The organism is Fibrobacter sp. UWT3 (assembly GCF_900230125.1).
Taxonomy (GTDB): Bacteria; Fibrobacterota; Fibrobacteria; order Fibrobacterales; family Fibrobacteraceae; genus Fibrobacter.
Genome location: NZ_OCSS01000001.1, coordinates 744,461 through 765,460, shown reverse-complemented (window position 1 = coordinate 765,460; position 21,000 = coordinate 744,461). Strand labels below are relative to the sequence as shown.

At 51.6% G+C, this 21,000-nt stretch carries 7 protein-coding genes and 1 tRNA gene; all 8 read right to left on the bottom strand.

The window, feature by feature from the left end:
- Positions 1-447: 447 nt before the first annotated feature.
- Positions 448-1,512 carry an FISUMP domain-containing protein gene (locus tag CRO08_RS03125; RefSeq protein WP_097035007.1) on the bottom strand — a complete coding sequence of 355 codons (1,065 nt, stop codon included), beginning with the start codon at positions 1,510-1,512 and terminating at the stop codon, positions 448-450.
- A 29-nt stretch (positions 1,513-1,541) separates the two neighbouring features.
- Entirely contained in the window at positions 1,542-2,258 is a 717-nt protein-coding gene (locus CRO08_RS03120) for a nucleotidyl transferase AbiEii/AbiGii toxin family protein (RefSeq protein ID WP_176495044.1), read from the bottom strand.
- Positions 2,259-2,556: 298 nt separating this feature from the next.
- The gene (locus CRO08_RS03115; RefSeq protein ID WP_255252223.1) at positions 2,557-4,056 is read right to left on the bottom strand and encodes an MBOAT family protein; all 1,500 of its coding nucleotides are present in this window, start codon (positions 4,054-4,056) and stop codon (positions 2,557-2,559) included.
- Positions 4,049-4,450 carry a hypothetical protein gene (locus CRO08_RS03110; protein ID WP_097035004.1) on the bottom strand — a complete coding sequence of 134 codons (402 nt, stop codon included), beginning with the start codon at positions 4,448-4,450 and terminating at the stop codon, positions 4,049-4,051. The genes CRO08_RS03115 and CRO08_RS03110 overlap by 8 nt, the downstream gene beginning before the upstream one ends.
- A gap of 114 nt (positions 4,451-4,564) precedes the next feature.
- Positions 4,565-4,637: transfer RNA gene (locus tag CRO08_RS03105), tRNA-Asn, on the bottom strand.
- Between the two features lie 67 nt (positions 4,638-4,704).
- Positions 4,705-5,538, bottom strand: coding sequence for a deoxyribonuclease IV (locus CRO08_RS03100; RefSeq protein WP_097035003.1), 834 nt, complete (start codon positions 5,536-5,538; stop codon positions 4,705-4,707).
- A 66-nt stretch (positions 5,539-5,604) separates the two neighbouring features.
- The gene (locus CRO08_RS03095; RefSeq protein ID WP_176495043.1) at positions 5,605-14,232 is read right to left on the bottom strand and encodes a cadherin repeat domain-containing protein; all 8,628 of its coding nucleotides are present in this window, start codon (positions 14,230-14,232) and stop codon (positions 5,605-5,607) included.
- A 1,254-nt stretch (positions 14,233-15,486) separates the two neighbouring features.
- Positions 15,487-20,838: a cadherin repeat domain-containing protein gene (locus tag CRO08_RS03090; RefSeq protein WP_176495042.1), complete on the bottom strand. Its 5,352-nt coding sequence runs from the start codon at positions 20,836-20,838 to the stop codon at positions 15,487-15,489.
- Positions 20,839-21,000 lie beyond the last annotated feature (162 nt).

Below are 21,000 nucleotides of genomic sequence, written 5' to 3'. Positions count from 1 at the left end.
CCGTGGCGTTCCGTCCCCGGCTCGCCTCCTAAAACGGTGCCACAGCACCGCCCCAAGGGGTCACTATCCCTAACGCATTGTTTACTTTATCTGTAAACGCAGGTTTCCATCTCAAAACGTCATCCTGAGCGTAGCGAAGGATCCAGCCCCCAATTGTCATCACCGGCTTGACCGGGGATCTCCAATTCTTATCTGAACATTCTTCTTGATAGTTAGTTTGCTTCGAGGGACATTTCGCACGCAAACACATTCACTTCGTTCGAGTGTTTGCTTAGCAAAACGCCCTCTCTCCGCAAAGAAACACGAGAGTGTCTCCGGAGCAAGACTGTTTATCGCAGGAACGTTTCGAAGCGGGTACTGCGAAAGCCTCGTGGCTGTTAGACACTTCGGCCTTCGCGAATTGCGGGTCCGCATTAAACTGCAGGAAGGTGTTTTGAAAATTTGTGGTTATTCTTCTAGCTTAACACAACGGACAGAACTTCCTGAAATTTTCGATTGAAAACCAGAAGGATCTTTTCTAGTGTCAGAACTAGTCATTCCCACAGCGGATGCTCTATATTCTTTACCCTCTTGTTCTGTAGGATAAAACCACCCCGTATATTCATTCAGCATATCAAAACTGCCCTCACTATCACGCACTCCAGCACCGACAAGGCTGAAACCAGTATCATTACTACCACCGAACCCAAATGTAGAACGAGTTCCCTTTACGCCATCCTTATTTCCATTACTGTTTATGATAAATTTGAAATCATCGGCAGTCATCAAGCGCCAGCCATCCGGGCAGATTCCCTGGTGATTCGGCTTAATCTGATCGGCGCAGCTCTTGGTGTTGCATTCGCTAGGCAGCTGCATCATCTCGGCCCACTGGTACAGGGCTCCGTAATAATAGCAGTTGAGCGTATCGTCATCATAGCAATAACGCTCGATCTTAGAGTCATCTTTCTGGTCTTTAAAACCCCAAACCATTTCACCGATGTTAAGGTTTTCGACCATTGCATAGATAAAAGTCGAAGAATTGTTATTTTCAAATTTTAAGTACTTATACGTCCGATTATTGCGAGTGTCGGTAAATTCAAGACATCCACCATGAGCGTTACAACTAAAAGGCCACCATTCCTCATCAGTTCCCCACGGATTTTCAATACTGCTACTGGACTCACTCGAGCTCAATTTCGCAGAACTGCTCGAAGCAATGCTGCTACTTGATTTCACCGAGCTGCTACTGGACTTTGCAGAACTGCTCGATGCCACGCTACTGCTCGATTTCACCGAGCTGCTACTGGACACACTTGTCTCGCTATCGCTCGACTGCGGCGTGACGCTCGACGAGGATTTCGCAGAGCTGCTGCTGGCATCGTCGCAGTCTTCGCAAATGGACGAAGATGAATCCTCGTCACGCGGGGCGAAACTGCTGTCGTCATCGCCGCATGCCGCGAGGAATATGCCGAGAACAATCGACATGGAGACATTTCGGCTCCACTTCGCTACGTTCATGACACGTTCATTCATTTTCTCACTCCTTGTCTTTTCGGATGGAACTACCCAACCAGGCTATTGAGTTTCATGCTAAGCATGTCACTTGCAATTATGTCAATATCGCGCTTAAAATCGGCATATGTCAGTTTGCATTTCCATTTGATATTATCAAATGCAGTCTGCGTTATCCCCTGCATTATTTGAGAGACGTCCAACGGCTCTACACCTAATTCCTTTTCACGGACTTCTTCAAAAATTTGACTCCATTCAAATTTTTCATTCAAGCATATTCGATGGATATCCACGATGTCTTTTGCCGACATCCTAAAAATTGCAGTAACTTTGTTCGATAGTATATTCCGGACGGAATCAGTTCTATAGAACAGCGCAGTATCGCATATTTCGCCATAGTGGGCAGCAACGTCATTTACAAAATCAAGTTTCAACCCCATCTGATAATCAGGATGTTTCAGAACGAGAGTCCTGAAATCCGGCGACTTGACAAAACCCGTTTCAGTACTCCAACTATACCCTTCTTCTTTAAGGGCTTTCAAAACAATATCAACATATTGATTAAAAGCGCTGTCGCTGTTGACAAAGAAATCCAAATCATCCGAATAACGGTGGTGATAATATGCCCGGCTAAGGGCGGTTCCACCGGTCAGATACAAAGGTACGTCTGAGTTTTTCACAATACTCAGAACCCCATCTTGGAGCTTGTACAGGTTCTCCTCGTAGAATTCCGAATGCGAAATCGTATTTTTGTCTGAAGTCGCCATTGCGAAGCCCCCTTCGTACCTTTTCCGTATAAAGTTTGGCACAATTTTCAGCCCCATTCCACAACACAATCAGGTTGTGCCAAGGCACGCGTTCAAGAGTCCTCAAAAACAGGGATTCTCGCGAAAAATCACCAACCGAGGAAACGTCTCCTTCCACCAAAGGGAGGAGTTCTTCGGCCTTCACGCTGGAATCCCAGCAGAGGGGTTCAAGAATGCTGATTTTCGATACAGGCTGAACCATGACGATAATATAATATTTTTTTTCGGACATCAATCCGACAAAGCACAAAACATCCCGCTAGAACTGGAAATACAGGAACGGGTTGTAGCTCTGGGTAAAGAGCGCAAGTGTCGCGAGCACAAAGAGCCCGAGCGCGACCGCGGCCTTCCAGGGTTTCACCTCGTTACACCAGTCGAAACTGCGGAATTTCCAGAACGAAAGCAGGGCCGCCACCGCCATGAACACGATGCACGTGGGCGTAAAGATTTCGGCCGTAAGGATGGCGTCGGCAGCACTCACCGGCATGAGTCCGAGCATAGCCTTCCACATGCGCCACGCCTCACTGATGTTATCGGCACGGAACAGCACCCAGCCGAACAACACGAGCACCTGCGTAATCAGGATTTGCACCACGCGGGGCGCCTTGTAGTAAAGTGCGTTCTTGTTGTTCGCACGTTCCACGATCATGAAGAAGGCATGGTACAGGCCCCAGCAAACGAACGTCCAGTTCGCACCGTGCCACACGCCGCTCAGGAACATGACCATGAACAAATTAAAATACAGGCGCTTCTTGCCCACGCGGTTTCCACCGAGGGCGATGTAGAGGTAATCGCGGAACCAGCTCGTGAGAGAAATATGCCAGCGCTTCCAGAATTCGGTAATGCTCCCCGAGCGGTACGGGCCGTTGAAGTTGCGCGGGAAATGGAACCCGAGCATCAGGCCGAGGCCAATCGCCATGTTGCTGTACGCCGAGAAGTCGAAGTAAATCTGGAACATGTAGGCAAGGCTACCCCACCACGTATTGAGTACGCCCGGAGCGTCTGCCGCAAACACGCGGTCGGCGATGATGCCCACCTGGTTCGCAAGGAAAATCTTCTCCGCAAAACCGAAACTGAAGAACATGATGCCGCGGACGAAATTCTCGAGCGTATGCGTGCGGGTCGCAAGTTCTTCTGCGACCGTATTGTAACGCACAATCGGGCCCGCCACGAGCTGCGGGAACAGCGCCACGTAACAGGCGAACGTCACGAAGTCCTTGACCGGAGGGGCCGTGCCACGCCACACATCAATCGCGTAGCTCATGGACTGGAACGTATAGAACGAAATGCCCACCGGCAACAATACCGTCATCACCGAGAACGGCTCGCAGCCAAGCTTCGCCACCACATCGTTGATGACGCCCATGCCGAACATGTAGTACTTGAAGAACCCGAGCGCGCCGAGATTCACGACAATCGCTGCGAGGAGCGCCAGGTTACGCTGCCGCTTGCTCGCACCAGGCGCGGATATAAAGCGCCCGCTCACGTACACGACGAGCGTCGAGCCGAACATCAGGAATACGAGCCACGGTTCGAGCCAACCGTAAAAGATGTAACTGAAAATCGTGATGAAAAAGTTCAGGCCGGAATGCTTGACCCCGGCACGGAACAGCACAAAGTAGCCGACCAAGAACGTCGGCAAAAAGTAGAACAGAAAAATCTGGGAAGAGAAGACCATTTTAGACGAAAGACGAAAGACGATAGACGATAGCCGATAGACGATAGACGAAGCCGTTCTCTCGTCTAAAAAATCACTCATTCACCTCGATGGCCAGGTAGCGCGGGGATTCGTCGTCAAAATACTCGTCTTCCACGGCGCCGTCCCAGTTGCCCTCGAGCGGCACAATCTTAAGTGTGTGCTTGGCCTTCGCCTTGAACTCGCCCACGTTGCCCTTGCTCTTGTCGGCCATCTTGTCCTTGACCTTGCCGCGAGCGATAAGCGGGTTGTACACGCCCACCAGGATTTCCTTCGCGTCAAGCTTGCCGGAGATAACCTTCTGCACCTTGTACTTGAACACGTACACGTAGCTGTAGAGGTCGTTGCTCGGCATCTTGCCCGGGATTTCGGTAAGGCGGCCTTCAATCGTGATAGGGTCTGCCGCAAACGTAAAAGCCGCAGCAGCGAGAATAGCGATAAGCAAGTTCTTTATCATAGGATGAAATATACAAAAAGGAGGACCGCGACTAAACCGGGGAAGACAAGAATGATAGCGGGGATGACAAGAAAAGAAAACAAAGAACCCCGCTCTTTCGAACGGGGTTCTAAGCTGCTTCACTTGGACTCGAACCAAGGACAACGCGATTAACAGTCGCGGGCTCTACCAACTGAGCTATGAAGCATCGTCTGTTAGACGCCCCCAAATATAGATTTTACTCGTCCGTTGTCAAGGGGCTTTTTTGGAAAAAATCATAAATTTTTGCGTTTTTTACGCATAAGGGCGATTTCAGCAGCGTATCCGGGGAGTTCGTTCGGGGTTTCGAGGTAGAACGGCAGGTCGCGGAGCGCCGGATGGTTCACCACCCGCACCAGGGCTTCTTGCCCGATGAAACCCGCACCGATGACCTCGTGACGGTCCTTGTGGCTTGCTAGCGGGTTCTTGCTGTCGTTCAGGTGCACCGCGCGCAGCCTCCCTAGCCCGACAACCTTGTCGAACTGTTCCAGCACCCAGTCCAGGCGGTTCACGATGTCGTAGCCGCCATCATGCACGTGGCAGGTATCGAGACATACCCCGACCTTGTCCGAAAGTTCCACACGGTCTATAATCGCACGCAATTCCTCGAAGGTACGGCCAACCTCGCTTCCCTTCCCCGCCATCGTCTCGAGGAGCACAAGCGTCTTCAGGTCCGGGCGCAGTATCGCGTTCAGGTGCTCCGCAATCAGTTCGATGCCCCTTTCGGCCCCCTGCTTCACGTGGCTCCCGGGGTGGAAGTTGTACATCGCCCCCGGAAAATGGTCCATGCGCCACAGGTCATCCTTCATCACGTCGCGGGCATAGTCGCGCAACCCCGGGTCCGCCGCACACGGGTTCAGCGTGTAGGGAGCATGCGCAAGCGCGGGCCCAAACTTGTTTTCGCGCATCAACTGCACCAGCGCGTCGGCATCGGCCTTGTCAAAGGGTTTTGCACTCCCGCCGCGCGGGTTGCGGGTAAAGAACTGGAATACGTTGGCCCCTATGGAGAGGGCGTCCTCGCCCATCGCCTTGAAGCCAGCAGCACTAGAAAGATGGCAACCTATAAGCATATTTCCAATAATAAAAAATCCCCGCGCATGGCGGGGAGAAATATTGAAGGTCAGCGATTGCTGCGGTTACTTCTTTTCGGGGCGCTTGTAACCGAAGTTCTTCAGCATGTCTTCCTTGACAGAGCGTGCCGAGCCCACCTTGTTGGACGGCTTTTCCGGTTCCCAGCCACCCTTTGCGTTCTGCGTGAACGGAGGCACGGAGCAGCGCAGCGTGGACTTCATTTCGACCTCGGTGCGGTAGACATACGCGCCCGTACCCAGGAGTCGGCCCGAAGCCGTGCGAACGTTGCCATCCCTATCCGGTTTCATTTCGAAGTACAGCGTCAAGAGGCCTGCATCGCTCATGTAGTCCGGATCGTCGAGTTCCTGAGTGAACGTATAGTAGTCCACAAAGTCGCCCAGGGTCGTGTAGATCCAGATCTTCACATACATCTTGGTCTTGTAGAGGTTCACGCGAGAAAGGTCAGAGCCAACATTCTCAGCGAACTCGTCAGTACAGTAGTCGCGAACATATTCCTCAACACTGACCTTCTTACTGGAGTTGGCTTCAACACCTTCGAGCGGAACAAGACCATCCTTGCCGATGATGTCGTCGAGCGTGGCAAGGCCACCCACAGCATTCACGGTAGGCACCTTCGTCTCGATTCCGAGAGTCGGGCCAAGGTGGCCCGTGAGGCCCGGATACGGTTCATCGCCGGTACCCGGCTTGTTATCGAACCCACCACCGATAACGGTTTCGACTTCCTTGTCCGTCTTCGGGTTGTAGATGGTTACAGCGAAGGTCTGGTTGTCTTCCGGCTCGTGAGTAGCGTAGTACTCGGCCACAAGATCCTGCGTAACTTCGGTAACCGGCTTCTCGATAGCGATATCCACATCCTTCGCATTCTTCATGATAACGCGGATGGTATCGCTAGCTTCGTTGCCAGCCTTGTCGCGGTAGAAGCGAACGATTACATTTCCACCCTTGTTAAGGCTCTGCGTAATGAGGGTATCCTGAACAATCGGGCCCTTGCCGTCGCCAATATCCACGGTCCACTTCACGTCAACAAAGTTCGAGTAGATGACCTCGCCTTCGGTCGGATAGAGAATCTTGACCTTCGGCGGCACCTGGTCGAGCACGATGAACAGCGACTGCGTACCGGTATTGCCGAACTTGTTCTTGTAGGTGTAGGTCAGCAGGTAACCGATGTTGCCGTCTTCGTTACGGACGATGTTGCCTTCGGCATCCACGCCGTAAGAAACAGTCATCGCATTGCCAGCCTCGTCAACCGTCTCGTAAGACACGGTGTAAACCACCTCGTTTTCGAACTTCTTGTCGCCGCCCTTCGAAGAGCTGGACTTGTCATCCTTGCCCGAAGAAGAGGAGCCGTCCTTGCCCGAACTGCTGCTTTCGATAGCAGAATCTTCCGGCTTGGCGTAGCCGCCAGAAGTCTTGATAACAGCGCCCGTAACAGCGTCGGCCTGGTAAGAAATCGTCACCTCGTGGCCACCGATAGTATCCTTGTAAGCAACCGTCATCTCGACAACGCCATCGGCATTGGCAATCATCTCGCCCTTGTCGTCGGTGTAGTAGGTCACGGTCACCGTGTGGCCGTTCACCACTTCGGTGTAAGAGACGGCAACCTTCTCGCCGTTCACGGGCGTGCGGCTCGTGCCCGAAGACGGATTGTCGGTAAGCGCAAGGCTAAAGTCGGTAATCTCGGACATCGTGCCCGTAAAGGTCTTCTTCGGCACGCTCACGGTATCGAGTTCAATCTTCGTCGTGAAGGATTCCTTAGAGCCAGACTCCGGATCCGTCACCGTCACGATGATTTCGTTCTTGCGTTCGTTCACATAGAACGCCGTATCGGCCTGCGCGGATTCCTCCACCACCGTGAAGATGTTCGGCACGCTGGCATCGTCTTCCGCCTTGCGGATAGAGACAACCGGAGTAGCCTTGCTCACGTAGACCACGAGCGTATCGTAGCCCGGGAAGTCCATCGACGGGTCTTCGAACTTCTTAACAATAATGTTCTCGCCCTCTTCGAGCAGCATGCATTCGGTAGTATCCTTCAGCGTAGCGCCGCTCTTCTTGTTACGGGCTTCCCATTCGACGCAAAGGTCGGTTGTATTGATGTAGAGCGTATCCGGGCTCTTCCAGGTCGAATCCACCGTCTCGGCAATCGTAATCTCGACTTCAGGCGTTTCGATGACGTTGCCAATCTTGATAGTGACAGTCGCCGTATCCGAAAGTTCGCCGTCGGTCACACGCACCTTGATGGTGTAGATAGAATCCTTCTCGTAGTCAAGAGAATCCTTGAGGATAATCGTACCGTCTTCCTTGACCTCGAACGTCTCGCTTTCTTCCACGAGCTCGTAGGTCAGAGTACCGTAGGCCTTCGAGGTATCCGGATCCGTCGCCTCGATTTCGCCCACCTCGGTACCAATCTTCGCATCTTCCGAAACCGTGATGGTCTGGTCCGGGATATCCGGCTTCTCGTTCACGTCGGTAATCTTCACGATAATCGTCTTGGTATCGGACAAGGTATTATCGCCTTCGCCGTCGGTACCGTTGTCGGTCACCTTCACCGTAATCGGGAGTTCATGGTTCTTCTCGTAATCCAGAGCCGGGCAGTTGTCCACCTTGACCGTAATTACGCCACGTTCGGAGACCTCGAAGCAGCCGCTCTTGTCTTCGACCAGAGTGTAGGTCAGCACAGTGTCGTACACATCGGGGTCAGTAGCCTTGATGGTATCAACAACGGTGCCCTTCTCCACATTTTCCTTGACATCCACAGAATCCGTGGTGATCTTCGGCTTCTCGTTCACGTCGATAAGCTTGATAGGCACATCCCTCGTCATCTTGATGGTCGTATCGTTCTTGTCGAAGTAATCAATCACTACGTGGAATGCGCTATCCAGGCCGCACTTGTCCTTGTACGGTTCAGATTCGCAGTCGAACACGACCTTAGCCACAAGCGTGATGTTCGGGCGGCCGTCAATCGGCTCGTCGTACCTCAGGTCGAACAGGGCCGTATCGCCACCGACCAGCTTGAAGCGGTTGTCGTAGTAGTCGACAATCCTGGACATCGAGTCGATATCGCTCGGGTGTTCAACACGGCCAAGAGAATCGCCAATCTGGTTGTTCTCGGCAATTTCACATGTTTCCACAGTGAAGAGCGGAGATTCGTTCATATCGCGGATTTCAATGACGCGGATAATCGTATCCTTGAGCTCAGCCTTATGGCCATCCGGTTCCGACACAATCACAGCCACAGTGTACTGCGGTTCAGGATCGCTGCTGGACTGCGCGGCACGGAGTTCTTCGTAGTTGAGAAGGTCGGAATCCTTGACCGTCACGACAATCTTCCAACGGTCACCATCCTTCACCTTGTTGATTTCAAAGATGTCGTCAACAGTCACGCCAGTCGTCACATTGGTACCAATCAGGCCCAGCGACGGGACAAGCGAATCAACATCGTCGGCATCTTCGTCGTACACGAAGTATTCCATAACAACCGTACCCGTCGGGGAATTTTCATTGACGCCCACGGTCAAGATATTCTTGCCGTGTTCGTCGCCCGAGCCGCGGTTGGTCGTATCGCAATGAGCAATGCAGAGCGTATCGGTATCGTCGTCGCCATCGTCATCGTCATCAACGATAATCTTCGGCGTTTCGTCAGTATCCTTGAGCTTGATAGTCACAAGGGCCGTATCGGAAAGGGTGCTGTCCGTAACGCGGACCTTCACGTAGAACACGGAATCCTGTTCGTAGTTGAGACCGGCATTTTCGGCAACCGTAATCTTTCCGGTGTTATCGATATTGAACTTGCTTGCCGCGCCCACGGTGGAATCGAGCAGCGAGTAGTAGAGCGTACCGAAGGCCGGGTTCAGCACATCCGGGTCGCTAGCCACAACGACACCGACAGAGTCGCCCTTCTTGGAATTTTCTTCCACGGCAAACACGGCATCTTCAACAGTCGGAGCCTCGTTCACGTCGATAACCTGGATTCTGCGGACAATAGAATCCTGCAGGCTATCCGGGTCGGTAACATACACAGTCACCTCGTGCAGCGGCTTGACCTTTTCAAAGTCAAGCTTCGAGCCATCGGGCACAATAACGGCCAACTTGGTCTTGCCGCCTTCAACCACCATCACGGCCTTGAAGAGGCTATCCGCGCCAGTCCCGTTATTATCCTTCAGGCTCGGCGTGAGGTTAGCCAAATCACCTGCGTCTTCGTCAGAAACCACGTAGGCAAACACCTTAGCGCCGTCTGCACTGTTCTCGTTGATAAATACGGTAAGGGTGCTATCATCGGTGTGGCCACGGCTGGTCGTATCGCAGAACGCGACACAGAGAGAATCGGTATCGTCGTCACCGTCGTCATCGTCATCAATGATAATCTTCGGATTTTCATCAACGTCATTGAGCTTGACGGTAACAAGTGCCGTGTCGGAAAGTTCATTATCCGTCACGCGAACCTTCACGTAGATGACCGGAGTTTCTTCGTAATTGAGCGTTGCATTTTCGGCAACCGTAATCTTACCTGTGCTATCGATATCAAACAGGCTTGCCGCACCCACGGTGGAATCAAGCAGCGAGTAGTAGAGCGTACCGAAGTTCGGGTTGAACTTATCCGGATCGCTGGCCTCAACCACGCCAACGGAATCTCCCTTCTTGGAGTTTTCGTCAACAGCGAATTCGGCATCCTTAACATCCGGCTTTTCATTCACGTCGCTGACGTAAATCTTCTTCTCGAGCGTAACCTCGTTGCAACCAGCGGCTCCGTTCTGGTCCTTCAAGGTAAGCGTCACGTTGAACAGCGTATCACCGTTAGCTTCCTTAATCGCTTCAAAGTCCGGAACACTGGCAACGCGAATCACCGCGAAGGTAGAGTCGTTTCTCGTTTCGACCTTGATGTTGAACAAGTTCTGTGCCAGGATGGCGTTCTGCGTATTGTTGTCCACAAGGGAAACCTTCAAGCTTGTCGCAAAGTTGGCGTCAACCGCATCCGGATCCTTGATCTGGTAACGGGCAACTTCCGTGCCAGCGGCAGTATTTTCTGCCACCGTATAACCAGGCTTGCCATCGTCAATGAACTCAGGAGGTTCGTTCACGTCGGAAACCTTGATGGTCACAACAGCCGTATCATAAAGGTCTTCGAATCCCCTAGAGGAACCGTTATCCTTCACAACGACCAGCACCTGGTACTCGTTACGGTCTTCGTAATCGAGCGTGCTATCCTTCGCGACCTTGACGACGCCATTACTATCGACAGTGAACAGCTTTGCCACCTGGTCAGTCGTGTTCACGTCGGCAAGGCTGTAAGCAAGCTTGGACCACGTATCTTCATCCGTTGCAGGAACCTTACCGACAACCGTACCGGCCGTCGAGTTTTCGGGAACCGTCAGAGTCTTGTTCTTGATTACCGGCCTATCGTTCGCATCCTTGATATTGATGGTCACGCGGGCCGTATCCTTCAATGTATTTACATCGGACGGATCGCCATCATAAACAACCACGAGAGCGTAGTAGACCTTTTTCTCTTCGTAGTTCAGCGTACTGTCCTTAGCAACCGTAATCTTGCCCGTGGAAGGATCAATCTTGAATTCCTTATAGTCGTTTGCGTTTGCGGCAACCGTATCGGCAATGAGCATGTAGGTCAGAGCTGCGCAAGTGTTATCCTTGCAGTCGTCGTCGGTCGCAGTCACCGTGCCGACATTCGTACCGGCCTTGGAATTCTCGTACACGGAGAATGTCGGGTACTTGTCGTCAAAGCCCGGCTTTTCGTCTTCGTCGGTTACCTGGATAGTAATGATAACGGAATCGGAAAGATCCGTGAATCCCTTCGAAGAGCCGTTGTCCGTCACGACAACCTTTACCCTGTATTCGTTCTTGGTCTCGTAGTCAAGATTGGCGTTCGCAGCGACGGTAATATTGCCGTTGTTATCAATCTTGAAGAGGCTTGCCACATCGCCTTCGCCCTGGATGTTCACCAGTTTGAAGGTCAATGCAGACCAAGTATCTTCATCGTAGGCATCAACCTTGCCGACAGAAGTTCCCGCAGCGGAATTTTCCTTGACCGTGTAAATCGGGGTTTCAAGAATCACAGGCGCTTCGTTGATGTCACGTACCGTAATCTTCTTCGGGAGAGTTACCGACAAGCTTCCATCAGCACCCTGACGGTCCTTCAAGGTAATGGTCACATTGAACAAGGAATCCAAATTCTTGTTGAGAATATCTTCAAAGTTCGGTTCACTCTTGACCTGAAGCACGGCGTAGGTCTTGCCGCCTTCAGTCTTGACAACAGTCTCAAACAGGTCCTGAGCCTTAACAGTGTGCGAAGCGTTATCCGTCAAGAAAACCACCAGAGACGTTGCAAAGTTTGCATCGATGGCATCCACATCCTTGATTTCGTAGCGGGCAATTTCTGTACCAGGAGCAGTATTTTCAACCACCTCGTAGTCCAGGCCGTCATCAATGATGATAGGCGGTTCGTTCACATCGGTGAGGGTCACCACAACCGTTGCAGTTTCTGTATAGTGCTTGTCGGTCACGTCCACATGCAGCGTAATCTTGTGGTTCGGAGTCGTTTCGTAGTCAAGTACGGCACCAGACTTCACGCGGATTTCACCCGTAGCCTGGTCGATAACGAACTGATCCGTCGTTTCCACAAAGCTGTAGTAGAGCGTTCCGAAATCGGCATTGGCCGTATCCGGATCAGAGGCTTCAACCGTACCCACGACCGTCCCTGCCGGGGAATTTTCAGCAATGGTGAAGTTTCCGTCCTTGGCAGTCGGCTTTTCGTTTTCGTCATCAACGCGAATTATCGTTTCCACAGAAACTTCGTTCTGCCCACCATTACCGTCATGGTCCGTAATCGTAAGGCGAACCGGGTACTTCACATCCGAGGCGCCATTCTTGAGCAGGGCTTCGTAGTCAAGCTTTTCGCTATCATTGACCGAAATAACGATTCTCAGGGAGTGATCATCGTTTTCCACAATGGTCGCTTTGAAGAGCTGGGTTGCAGCAACGCTAGAAGCCGTGGACAAGTCCGTCAAAGTCACCGTCAAGGCATCCTTGTCATCAGCGGCATCTTGGTCAGTAATCTTGATAGATGCGAACACGACGTTATTCGCTGTATTTTCGACAACGTTGTATTCGTCTTCAGGGTCTTCAATAACAGGAGGTTCGTTCAGGTCGTTGAGGTTGATGGTAACCTTAACCGTTTCCGTGTACGTACCATCCGTAACTTTCACATTGATTACCCAAGTGGGCTTCGTTTCGAAATCAAGCGCGTCATCGACAGAAACCGTAATGGTTCCATCGGGTGCGATAGAGAACGGAACATCGTCTGCATTGCTGCTATTCGTATTTTCAACAATGGTGAAGCTCAGCGTACCGAAATGCGGGTTCCTGATATCCGGATCAAACGCTTGCAGTGTACCAACTTCAGTACCAGCAGGAGAGTTTTCATCCACAGTGAAGGTCGTGTCACGAACAACCGGAGCCTCATTCACATCGACAACCTTGATGGTCACATCGGAAGTATCGGCAAGTTTGCCCGAACCACTGGTCGTGATTGCTGCATCAGTCACAATGACCTTGATTACCATCGTGGTATCGGCGTTCAGAGCTTCGTAGTCCAGGCCTGCGTTCTTTACGGTAATTGCACCAGTAGTTGCATCAATAGCGAATATGCTGTTGACGGTGGTGTACTTCGGATCGTTCGTATCAAAGGCATAAGTGAACTTCGTATCGTCCACGTCTTCCATGCGAATCTTGCCTGCAGCAGCCGTACCTGCAGCGACATTTTCGTTAATCGTGTAAACTGTATCGTGAGCAATCGGTTTGTCGTTCACCGGATTTACCTTAACCGTAACGGTGTAAGGCTTTTCAGACACGACATTATCCGCATCCTTCATTTTGAAGGTAAAGGAAGTATAAGCCGGAGAAACTCCATATTCATCCTTTGCAGCAATGAATTGCAAATCTATGTTTGTCGTTTCATTAATCGGAATAAACTTATCCAAGTCAGAGCTTGTAAGCGTGTCGCCATTACTCAGCAAGAACCCCTTTTCGGGAAGCGACGTAATCACGACGCCCTGTTCGACCTTATCAAAGGCAGATTCATACTTGAACATGGAAGAATCAAATATAAAGACTTCATCTTCCGTTGCAATGATTTCAAAGTCTTCGCTAGTCGGTTCAACATTCGCATCGACAATAATCAAGTCGAAATAACCATCCAACTTATTACCCGGCAACACTGCACCAGAAATATTCGTGATTTTCAAGCGAAGAGTTTCATTCGGCCTTTCAACCAATTCGTCCTTAGCGACATTAATCCACACGCTAACATCAGGAGCATCTGCAGGAGTTTTTGCATCTTTAAGGATTGTCACCTTGCCCATGTTCTGCCCACATATGGGGAACAGATGGCCCTTCGATTTGGGATACGAATATCCATCTTCCAGCTTAAAGTCACTTTCCTTCGCCGACGAATTCTGCAAATCAAAGCAGTAGTCAATGAACACATCTGCTGGAGCAGGGGTATCAAGCGCAATGGGAACCTTTACCAGCAAATCGTTTTCAGGGAATTCAAGCGGAGTATCGGCCTGAGGCTTCAAGTCCAAGACCGGCGGATCAATCGGAACAAAAACAAAGCTTCGGCCATCAAATTCGTTACCAACTACCAGTTCATTAGCAATCAACTGTCCAGCAAAGTTAATGTTACTCTGCAAGTAAATCCTTCCGGTAGAAACATATGTTCCCAGAAGGATACTGTTGTCCGTATTTTTAATGTTTATGTCATGATCTGTATAGAACAACAGATTACCCACATACTTTTCAGCAGGAACTTCAACAACAGAACCATCTTCTTGCGGAGTCCTATAAACGATTTGAATAACAGTATGGTTTCCCAACTGTATCTGATGTACAAAGATACGTGTCACACGACCACCTGCAGGCATACTCACTGTAATTTTAGCACCATCTGTACCGCCAATACCCGTAAGGATACTATCCATATATATGTCATAAGGAGCCTTGCTCCCATCTACGGGATCAGGCACAACGATTCTTTGTTCACCGTTATTCGCACTAATTTTAATATCAGCCACAGTCGGAGAAGCCGGCCACTCAAGAAGAGGTATGCTTACAGCCGTATTAGGAGACGGTTGATCAGGACAGTTACTAATTGGTTGTGCCTGGAATCCAGCCGTTCCACCACCAGTAACCGATGTGTTATCCAAGCATATAGGAGCAGCATAATAACAATTATTACAGTTCTGACCAGACTGAAAAGAACCACCACGAATAGGACCCGTCGTAAACTTATAACCATCTCCGGTCGTTATTTGCCCCGCAACGACAATGGGACCACCTAACTGAGTTCCAACCGACGCTCCCTGCCCATCCGGTTGTTCAGCTTTAAAATAACCATTGGATCCGGTCCAGCCCGATTCATCGTGAATGATAACGCGGTTTCCGGTCTTTACAAAATCGTTCCCGAACAGTTTATACTTGACGAGATAATTCCAGTATTCCTGCTGCAGGTTTGCCGCAATACGGTTCCCTTGGGCATCAACGAAGTAAAGCGGAGCCACATCCATTGCAAATGAAGCGCCTATTCCAATTAGGAATATTACAAGACCAAGTATTTTCTTCTTCATATTATCCACCACAGGATAAGGTTACACCAAATCCCCACACAAGAGTAAAAATACTAAAAAATCCTTACATTCAAAGAGCGAATGCAAAAAAATTGGAACATTTCGAACCGATTTTCGGGACGCCGCATCCCGAATGTGACACAACTCACATATTTTTGTAAAATTTTCATTTACAAACATAAACTTTTACATTTTTTTGCGGGACGAGGCCTCTATATAATAAAAGATCCCCGCCTGCGCGGGGATGACATTTGGCTATAGCGGGGATGACTTTACGCCCTCCCTAATCTTTTACTTCATGTTGGGGCGCTTGTAGCCGAAGCTCTTAAGCATGTCTTCCTTGACGGAACGAGCCGAGCCGACCTTGTTCGTGGGCTTCTCGGGTTCCATGCCGCCAGACGTCTTCACGAACGGAGGCAGCGAGCAGCGGAGCGTCGACTTCATCTCGACTTCCGTGCGGAACACGTACGCACCCGTCGCATAGAGCCTACCCGACTCGGAACGCACGTTGCCATCCTTGTCCGGTTTCATCTCGAAGTAGAGCGTCAGGAGGCCAGCGTCGTTCACGTACTCCGGATTGTTCAGGTCCTGGGTAAACGCGTAGTAGTCCGCGAACTGCCCGAGGCTCGTGTAAATCCAGATCTTCACGTACATCTTTGTCGAGTACAGGTTCGCCTTCGAGAGGTCGGCACCCACATTCTCCGCGAATTCCGTCGAGCAGTACTGCTGCACGTACTCTTCCACAGTCACCTTCTCGCTCTCTTCGGCATCGACGCCCTCAAGCGGCACAAGGCCGTCAGAACCTACGATGTCGTCGAGGGTCGCAAGGCCACCCACCGCATTTATCGTAGGCACCTTCGTCTCGATTCCGAGAGTCGGGCCCAGGTGTCCCGGGAGTCCCGGGTACGGTTCTTCGCCGCTGCCGGCCTTGGTCTTGTATCCACCACCCACGAGGGTTTCCACTTCCTTCTCGGTCTTGGAATTGTAGATGGTAACGGCGTAGGTCTCGCCTTCCGCGGGTTCGTGGGTCGCGTAGTACTCAGCCACCTTGTCCTTGGTGATTTCGGTTACCGCCTGCTCGATAGCGATATCCACGTCCTTCGCGTTCTTCATGATAACGCGCACCGTATCGCTCGCCTCGTTGCCCGCCTTGTCGCGGTAGAAGCGCACGATGGCGTTGCCGCCCTTCACGAGGCCCTGAGTGATGAGGGTATCCTGCACCACGGCGCCACGGCCGTCGCCGATATCCACGGTCCACTTCACGTCCACGAAGTTCGAGTAGATCACGTCGCCTTCGAGCGGGAAGAGGATTTCCACCTTGGGCGGGACCTGGTCGAGCACGATGAACACGGACTGCGTGGCAGAGTTGCCGTACTTGTTCGTGTAGGTGTAGCTCACTTCGTAACCGAGGTTGCCGACCTCGTTCTTCACGAGATTGCCCTCGGCATCCACGCCATACGCAACGGTAACCGTGTTGCCGGCTTCGTCCACGTAGTCGTAGGTAACGGTGAACACCACCGCGTTCTCGAACGTAGCGGACTTGCCCTCATCCTTGTCACCGGACTTGCCCGAGCTGCTGGACTTGTCGCCAGACTTGCCCGAACCGCTGGAAGAACTTTCCTGCTTCGCGTAGCCGCCGGAAGTCTTCACGACCTCGCCCGTCACGGCATCCACGTTGTACGAAATCACGACCTTCTGGCCCTTGACTTCGGTCACGTAGGCAACGGTCATCACCTTCACGCCGTCGGCACTTTCGATGATGTTCCCATCCTTGTCGGTGTAGTAGGTCACAGTAAGTTCCTGGCCGTTCACAACCTCTGTGTAGCTTACCGCCACCTTGTCGTCGTTGACAGGCGTGTGCGATGCGCCGGAAGCGGGATTCTCGTTCAGGGTAAGGCCTGCACCGGTAAAGCCCTCGAGCGTACTCGTGAAGGTCTTCGCCGGGATATTCATCGTATCGAGGTCAAGTTTCACCACGAACGAATCCTTCGCGCCGGACACGGGGTCCTTCACCTTCACCAGAATGTCGTTCTTCTTGGAATTCACGTAGAACGCCGTATCGGCTGTCTGCTGTTCTTCCACAATAGTGAAGATGTTCGGCTTCTTGCCGTCGTCGACAACCGCCGTCACCGTCACGACAGGGCTCTGCTTGCTCACGAACACGACAAGCGTATCCACACCCGGCACATCCTTGCCCGGAGTCTTGTATTCCTTCACGATGACGTTCTCGCCCTCATGGAGATCGAGGTTGCAATCGGGGCCCATGAGCTTGCCATCGGCCTTCCACTCGATGCAGAGGTCTGTCGTATTGATGAACAGCGTATCGGGATTGAGCCACACGGAATCCTTCGTCTCGGCACGGGTGATTTCCAGTTCGGTCTTCTCGACAACGTTGCCCACCTTCACCGTCACGAGGGCGGTATCGGCAAGGTCTCCGTCGGTCACGCGCACCTTGATCACGTACACGGAATCCGTCTCGTAGTCGAGTTCCTTCTTGAGCACGACCGTACCGTCTTCCTTCACGCTAAACTGTTCGCTATCTTCCACCAGTTCGTAGGTCAGCGTGCTGAACGCCTTCGCGGTATCCGGGTCGGAAGCCGCAATCTTGCCCACGTCGCTGCCCACAACGGCATCTTCCTTCACCGTGATGGTCTGGTCCGGAACATCCGGGGCCTCGTTCACGTCGTTCACCTTGATGGTCACCGTCGCCGTATCGGTATAGCCGTACTTGTCGGTCACCACCACGGTCACCGTGTACTCGTTCTTCGTCTCGTAATCGATGGTGCTGTCGGCCTTCACCGTAATCTCGCCGGTAACTTCGTCGATAATGAAGGTATCGGTCGGGTCCCCGATGCTGTAGGTGAGCGTATCGTCGTCATCCACGTCAGATGCGGTCACGACACCCACAAATGTACCTGCAGGAACATTCTCGTCAACAGCGAACGTGGGAGTCTTGTCGTCAAACTTCGGCGGTTCCGGCGTATCGTTGAGGTTCACCGTAATGGTGGCGGTATCAGAGAGACCGTCCTGGTCGGTAACGACCACATGGAACGTAAACACGGAATCCGTCTCGTAATCCAGCGTGCCGGATTCCTTCACCCTGATGATGTTAGAATCCAGTTCAAACGGCACATCCGTCTCTATAATCGCGTAAGTGAGGATGCGGAACTGCGATGCAGTATCAAGGTCAGACGCGGTGACAGCACCCGCGGAATCGCCCTTATGGGAATTTTCGTCAATCGCGAACACGGCATCCTCGATAGAAGGCGCCTCGTTCACGTCGTTCACCTTGATGGTCACGGTAGCCGTATCGGTAAGGCCATCCTTGTCCGTCACCACCACCTTCACCGTGTACGTGGCCTTGGTTTCGTAATCGATGGTGCTATCGGCAATGACCTTGATTTCGCCCGTAGAAGGAACGATCTTGAACGTACCCGTTTCATCGATAATGGAATACGTCAGGTTTTCCGTACCATCCACGTCACTTGCAGTCACTACGCCAACATGAGTGTCGGCAGGAGCGTTTTCGTCCACCGTGAGCACAGGAATGTTGTCCCCAAAGTGAGGAGGTTCGTTCACGTCGGTGAGTTTCACCGTCACGACCGCAGTATCGGTGTACTGACCGTCGTTCACCACCACATGGAACGTGAGCACGGAATCCGTCTCATAATCCAGCTTGCTCGGATCCTTCACCTTGACGATGTTCGAATCCATCACGAACGGCACGCCGCTCTCGACAATCGTGTAAGTAAGTTTCGTGAACGCAGCAGCCGTATCACGTTCCGTAGCGACAACCGGACCGACAACCGTACCGGAATCGCAGATTTCAGGAACCTTGAGGTTCGCATCCACAATGGTAGGCTTTTCGTTCACGTCCGTCACGCGAATCGTCACAGCGACATTGTACGAAAGCGTATCGGCAAGCGTCGTCGTTGAAGCCATGTCACGCACATGCACCGTCACCGTGTATGTCGATTTTGTTTCGTGGTCAAGAACGGCCTTCTTGACGGTAATCTCGCCCGTAGAAGAGTTTATCTGGAATATGTCGGTAGCACCGCCCACCAGGGTATAGACAAACGCATTGTCATCCACATCCTTCACGACGAGCGACCCGGTCGCTTTTGCACCGACTGCAGAATTTTCGGCAACCGTAAATTCGCTCGCCGTAGCACTCGGAGGATCGTTGACCGCAGCAAGATTTACCGTCATGATAGCGGCACCCGAGGTGGAGTTCATCACGTCACGAACCTTGAACTGGAACGTGGTAGCAGGAGTCCCGAAATCATCCTTCTTGCCCGTGTACTTGAGGTCGCCGATGGAATCCACCGGAATGAACTGGCCCGCGGTAACATTGCCGCCCTTGTAAGTCAAAGTACCCTTGTTCGGGAGCGTCGCTACTACCACACCCGTTTCCGCATAGCCCTTGCTCGAAGAGTACGCGAAGTCGCTCTTCTTGAAGGTGTATGCCACGTCTTCGGTACCCGTCACGCTAGAAGCACCAGCAACCGGCGGGTTGTTCGAATCCACTATTTTCAGCGTGAAGTGACCTTCAAGCAAGTTGCCCGGGAGCACTGCTCCCGCGAGGTTGAATATTTTCATGTGCAGATATTCTTCACCTTCGTCAAGTCCATCAATGAGCACGTGCAAGTACGCCTTATACGCATCGGCAGGGACCAAATCGCCAGCCGCGATTTCTACATAGCCGGAATCCTTAGTCACGGTAACATTAGCCGTACTATCCGTCTTCGTCACGCCGTCTTCTTCATACTCATAGGTCCAGGTTGTATCGCGCCATTCGCAAATCGGGAATTTCGACTTCGTAGTCTTCTGGAAGTCGGCTGCACCCGCAGTCGAAAGCGACGGATTCAAGTCAAAGCAGTAATTGAATTTGACTGTCGTGAGCGAAACCGTATCTAGCGATATCGGGATTACAGCATCGTCATTGTTTTCGGGGAAAGCGCCATTCTGGAGCACTTCCGGGTCAATATTCAGTATGGGTGGGTCAAACGGCACGTAACGGAAATCGCCCGTAATATCAGCGTCAAATTTCAAATTGTTCGCAATGACCTGACCGGCCAGCTTGAAGTGACCACCCACCTTGATTGTACCCTTAGAAATCCAGGAGCCCTGGAAACTAGCACTCACCCAATAGTTCCAATCAATACTTTCTTTTGTATAGAACAGAAGATTACCCGCATACTCCTTATTTGAAAGCACATGGATTTTCGCATCATCCAGGAATTCCCAATAAGAACCATTCGCAGGTTGATCCGGATAACCCGTCTTAGAGGCAGGTTCAGCGACATCCCACTTCATCGTAGTGCGATCAAAGGTCAATCCAGGTTCTACATACGCCACGACGATTTTCATATCATTCGCGGAATTGCTGAAATTGTAGCCGTTTTGGGAATAAATACGCGTCAACTTGCCTCCCGGAGGCATCAAGATATAAAGAACCTTTCCGGTGCTTCCACCTATTGTGAAATTGGTGATGTACTTATCATAGGTTCCATATTCATTCGTTTCAACAGTATCAGGAGGAACGTGAATAAAGGCAACTTCCTTCGGATAGTTACTGTTCATCGCTATTGCATCAAGCCCCTCCAACGTGGCAGGCTCCGGCCATTCGGGAACAGCCATCATTGTTTCCAACTCAGGAACAGACGACGGACATTTGCTATACACAGCGTTGGCATCCTCCCCTGCAAGCCCATCGTTGTAAACGTTTCCCGTAACGAGATTTAACCATTTGCCAACATTAGTCTGTGCCGGATTGGGATTATTCGGACTGTATTGGTCAAAAAT